The organism is Microcoleus sp. BROC3 (genome assembly GCF_036702515.1).
Lineage (GTDB): Bacteria > Cyanobacteriota > Cyanobacteriia > Cyanobacteriales > Microcoleaceae > Microcoleus.
In genome coordinates, this window is the sequence record NZ_JAUBTQ010000123.1 from 1 (window position 1) to 5,159 (window position 5,159).

Here is a 5,159-nt window from a genome sequence, read left to right on the forward strand (position 1 = left end):
CATCTCAACTTCTACTTAGATTTACATCTCTCATTATACACGCTCGATGATTTACAAATCATTTGCGCTCGCTATATTTTTTGTAGCAGCAGTTTCTACCATAGGGTTTTCCTGCTTATAATACCCTATTAGACGTACTGCCCAACCTACAATTAGCAGCATGATAGAAGGATTCATTTCAGTCTCGTCAAGGTATTGATTGCAAGCGTTTTTAATAGCACGATAGTAGCGATTAGTTTGATTGCTGTGTCCAACCTCTTTACCGTATCCCACTAGAAAATTTAGGTATTTGAAAAAAATAGAACTGGCATCAGAGTGATGAACATTTGCATAAAGATAAGTAACAATTTTTTTAAACTCAGTAGCGATACCATCTGAATTTTTACCAATTTCTTGATTGACTTTCAATTGTTCTTCTGCTAAATTTTTGGCGATGGCGTGGGCAATTTCCCACTGGTTTTCGGTCAAAGCTTCTGTCATTAATTCAGTATTAGACATTTTTAATACATCCCCTCTTTAGGTTGGCGCTCGGTCGGATATTTCAACACTTCAGCTAGTTGTTGCAATTGAGTTGCTTGCACTAAGCTAGAATGAGCAGCTTGAATATTTTTTTGCATAAATTGTTGCAATTTTGTGCCAGTCATGCTGTCAGATTCGGGAGGCTTGTAGGAGGAATAGCGATCGCGCAAATCTCCCTTGTTCTGCAACACCCTTGCCGCTGTTACCTCCACAGTCATTGTTCCCATGCCGATCGGCTTCCCGCCGCCTACCTTGAGGGCGATCGGATATTTGGGATCTTGCCCCAACACAATCAAAAGCGTTCCTAACTCTGCTGGTGTTAAGTTTTTGAATTGTATCTGTGTTTTGAAAGTATACTCTTTAGCCGCTTGCTGAACGGTAATTCCTTGATTTTGACCTTTGTCGATCGCCCGAATTGTGTGATAGTAAAATTTGCGCCCTGCTACGTTGCCTCTTGCGTCAAAATATGCTCCTCTTTGATCGGGACGGGGACGATATAAAGATGGCATAAATCCCGTAGCAAAGCCCGTATTTTCGCATTTAGCATCGCTGAATTCAATTAGCCCTTGCCAATCTAAGGCACCGAATACTTGACTTGCCGGACAGAGTTCTTGTTTATTTTTACATGGCAAGCGTTCTTGCGGAATTTTATCTCTGTATCTTGATGTAATTACTGCTAAAGTGCTGTTAGTAATGGCTTCGTAGGCTGACCGGATGCAGCCTTTGAGGGAACTGCCTTGAATTGATAACTTTTGGTCAATATTTTGAACCATTGTTTTGATTAAAGGGACGCGACTGCCTATGTCGCTACCCATGACAACTACGCCTGTAGAGACGTGCAAAGTAGTCTGTACTTTCAAAGTTAGAAACAAAGTTCCGTGCAGGCGATCGCCGAAATATTGGTGATGTCCGGCCGGAGGATTTTTTGTGGGTCGTTCGTTGGGGAAACTTTCCTTGGGGAAACTAATTAATTTATAAGGTTTAGATTCTCCAGTTTCAGCGGGATTATTATCAGAAACCGGACTACTTGGCTGCGGTGTAGAACGTCGGGGTTTGGGCCGGGGATTATTAGTCATTTTTACTCCTGACGGTGAGGGCGACAAAATGAACGGTAGCAGTTCTTTTTTCTTGAAAGTATCGCTGACCTATGCTAATATTGTTAGAGACAATCTTTTCATTCTTTTCTCCTTTATAGACAAAAGTTTTAGGGAATTTGGGTTCGTCAAGGCGGTGAAAGTAAGCCGCGCGATCGCAAATTTGCCACTCGCAATCTTTATCGATCGGCTCAAATCCTTCTAAATCGGCTTCAACTCGACTCAGCATTAACGCTTGATATGCACTTCCCTGCTTTTTCCAGCGAAATTCGCGATCGGCATTAAACATTTGCCCTTCAAAACCGGGGAAAAACTCTTCGGGCAATTTCATGCAAATGCCGCTGACGGCGTGGGGCGATCGCACAAAATAATAACTTTTCTCAGTTGCTAATTTGTCTAGCAAATTCTTAAGTTCTGCTGATGATGAAACTTGTTTAAAACCAACATATCCTGTCATGCTGCGGCCCCTCTTAAAAATTCACTCCAACCACGAACTGCACATTTAAATAAATTGGGCACACCAGTCTCACCGTCACCTTGCCATTTTAGCTGCACTCCAAAACCTAAATCCATCGGTTCAGCAGGAATAGGGGTTTGTTCGCGATCGGGTTTAGAAAAGCCATAATTTGCGGCTTCTTCAGTATCTAAAAATTCTCCTGCACCCAGCAAAAAAGCCTGTCCCCATCGACCGGGTTTGAGTATTTGTTGAATTTGGCGATTATCTCGATCTAATTGACAACCGGGATATTGAACTACGGCTTCGTTATATTTGACTGTCACTGTCCCCAAACCGCGAGATTTGGCAAAACCGATTCCAAACCAACCATCATTTAAGTCTCGCAAAACTAAGCCAATCAAGCCTAATTGTGCTAAGGAAAAGTTTTTGAGATGTATTTTAGTGCGAAATTCTCCGGCGGTGCAGACTTGGTAGTTAAAGGGCCCGACGGCTACGGAACCGAAAACGCGATCGATAGCGACTCCATTGCGTTCTTGAATTTTGAGCTGTTTCTTATCAATTGGGTGAGCATCTTGGATTCTAACTCTGCTAGCAATTGAAGTATTTCCAAACATTTGGTCTGTAAAAGAAGATAACCGATAAATATCTTGGGAATCAGAGATACTATCAAGATACTTTAATTCATCCCGATTAAGAGGATTGCTTGCCCATAAAGAATCTCCATTAGTAGGACGTTTGTCTGTACCTACTGTCCTGACAATTCTCTCAGCATGAGCGCGAATAGCACCTTTTAAACTGCTTCCCGGTAGATAGATTGACTTTCCTCCTGCATGGTAAGTCTCGACAAATTCCATATCTGGTTTAGTTGGATCTGCTCCTTCTTTACCGGATTTGATGAGAATTGGGCCGTCGGGAATGAGAGTTAAGTCAATTGTACAGTGGTTGACAAATCGTTTGTGCATAGTTAAATTAGATTGACACAAATTGAAAAAATTAAGCAGCTACTAAAGCACTTAGCTGCAATTCACACTCTTGAAATACATAATTGACAGCAGCAAAAGTCTATACAGAGCGTTTTGTAATTGCTAAAAGCCCTATTTCCCTCACTGTGCCTGAGTTTGAGTTTCAGATAGTTTAGTTTCTTTACGAGTCAGTCGATCGATCAGCTTTTGTACCCACTCATCTTTATAATCTGCCGCATCTTCATAAGCTGTTTCATCTCCCATGACTAACTTTTTTAAGTATTCTAACAAAAATTCGGGATGGTCTTCGACATCAATCCAGCGCATCTTATCAATTTCTAGTTTAACGACTCCTAAACCGCGCGATCGCCCGCCTCCTAGAGGTATTTGTTCGGTTTCAAATTGATGCAAACCAATCATTAATAAACCCAATTCCCAATCCTGAGCATTTTCAACTACTGCTTTAAAATCAAAGGGAGTTGCGGCGGGGACAACTTGGTAGTCGTAGAGTTTGCCATCTGCGGCGGTTTCTGTGTCTCTGTCAATGGCTACTCCATCTCGTTCTTGATATTGTCCGAACCACGCATCGGATTGTACGGTTAAGTCGCGCACTTGAAATTTGCTGGCTATCCATGGAGAACCAAAAAGGAGAGAAGCTAGGTCAGTTTCATTAATAATCTTTTCGGTTAAAAGACTATCTCTTTTAGCACTCTGTTCTTTTTCTGGGTACTGCTTCAGTTCCTCTTCCACCTCTTTTTTTATTCCATTGTGGCCATTCAAGCGTTCATTTGTAATTGACCATTCTGCTTCTATAGCAGGATTAGCAGCTAAATTTGGGTCGATACCTCGGAGGAAGCTTTCGAGGCGCGATCGCAGCGCACCTTTAAAACTCGAACCGGGAATCAAAGGTCTACCCAAAGCATCTTTGATTACAGGTAAATCGGAGCCTATCGCTTCGGTCGATCGACCTTTACTAATGCGTAATGCTGTTACGGTGGTCAGTGTTCCTGTGATTTCCAGTCGATTTTTGAATTTGTCAAACATGGTTAATCCTAATTATTGAGAAAACTCTTTTTCCAGATGTAAAGCAATACTATTTGTTTCCGCTTGATTTCGCCCCGTTGTTTGAATGCACAACCCTAGTCCTTTATCTGTCCAAGTTAGAACAAACTCGACAATGCCATTGGGATGCGCCCGCAAAATAGGATTAGGACATTTTGGATTAAAGGGTAAAGAATTGATAATTTTTTTTACATAAGTCGATCGACGGATTTTCTCGGCAAATGCTTGCAATACATCTTTACCATGATCGTCTCTCAGATTAATCGGTTTCTTGTTGGGGTCAGTATCATCTTGAGGGATTAGGGAGAGAATAGTAGTTTCTTGCTTAGCAAATTGCAATCGGGAACGTTCATTAAATAGGACTCCCATTGCCGAGAGACTGACTGCTGTTTCATTGCCAATAGGTTCCTCGTCAATGAGTGACTCCATATACTTACTTTTCAGACTTGCTTCAACTTTTGACTTCTCAATGGTTTGTGCTGATTCAAGCTCGGAAAATAATTGATAGTTATTGAGCCAAAAAGCAAGGTCAAGAGAAACTGGTTGTGGAGGTAGCTCAATTACTTCTGAAAACTTCTCAAATAAGTAGTAAACGGGAATTTCCAACGCTTGTCCGATCATGCCAGCAAACGAAATTTGTGCTTTATATCCGCCAGTAGCATTGATCGCAATTGCTTCCGGAGAAAAGTTTCTTACTTCTGTGCTAATCTCGCGGACGAGATTTTTAAGTCCTTGTTGCTTAAATTTCTTAACGTCGTCATCGCGCAATCCTTCAAGCACTCGAACTTCAACTTTTTGATCGAGCTTCAGAGAATTACCTGAATTTTCATAATACAACTTAAGAATCTCGCCTGTTGTTTTACCATCTTCTGTATCGGAAAGTAGAAAAATTAATTTGGGCGGGCGAGCGATAAACTCTTTTTTGCAGATACTCGTAATTGAATTTATTTCTGCTCCACACAAATAATCGGAGTTTTCTTTCTGAAGTAATATAGCGATCGCAAATCATTCATAAATCGATTGAGGGTTCGATCGAGCATGAGTTTCATGAGAATGTTAGCTCAA

The 5,159-nt window shown here is 41.3% G+C and carries 6 protein-coding genes; all 6 read right to left on the reverse strand.

All coding sequences use genetic code 11. The features are described 5' to 3' along the window. Positions 1-51 precede the first annotated feature (51 nt). The 6 genes from QUB30_RS32775 to QUB30_RS32800 all read right to left on the reverse strand — a co-directional run bounded on the left by QUB30_RS32775 (position 52) and on the right by QUB30_RS32800 (position 5,057). On the reverse strand, positions 52-498 hold the full coding sequence (locus tag QUB30_RS32775; RefSeq protein WP_333342368.1) for a hypothetical protein: 447 nt from the start codon (positions 496-498) through the stop codon (positions 52-54). A gap of 2 nt (positions 499-500) precedes the next feature. Continuing rightward, positions 501-1,595, reverse strand: coding sequence for an RAMP superfamily CRISPR-associated protein (locus QUB30_RS32780; RefSeq protein WP_333342370.1), 1,095 nt, complete (start codon positions 1,593-1,595; stop codon positions 501-503). Next, positions 1,588-2,070, reverse strand: a complete 483-nt coding sequence (locus QUB30_RS32785) for a hypothetical protein (RefSeq protein WP_333342372.1) — start codon at positions 2,068-2,070, stop codon at positions 1,588-1,590. The genes QUB30_RS32780 and QUB30_RS32785 overlap by 8 nt, the downstream gene beginning before the upstream one ends. Further along, positions 2,067-3,032 carry an RAMP superfamily CRISPR-associated protein gene (locus tag QUB30_RS32790; RefSeq protein WP_333342374.1) on the reverse strand — a complete coding sequence of 322 codons (966 nt, stop codon included), beginning with the start codon at positions 3,030-3,032 and terminating at the stop codon, positions 2,067-2,069. Before QUB30_RS32790 ends, QUB30_RS32785 begins: the two co-directional genes overlap by 4 nt. 141 nt (positions 3,033-3,173) lie before the next feature. Further along, a complete protein-coding gene (csx7, locus tag QUB30_RS32795) occupies positions 3,174-4,076 on the reverse strand; it encodes a type III CRISPR-associated RAMP protein Csx7 (protein ID WP_333342376.1) in 903 nt (300 codons plus the stop codon). Positions 4,077-4,088: 12 nt separating this feature from the next. Beyond that, a complete protein-coding gene (locus QUB30_RS32800; RefSeq protein ID WP_333342378.1) occupies positions 4,089-5,057 on the reverse strand; it encodes a putative CRISPR-associated protein in 969 nt (322 codons plus the stop codon). Between the last annotated feature and the right edge of the window lie 102 nt (positions 5,058-5,159).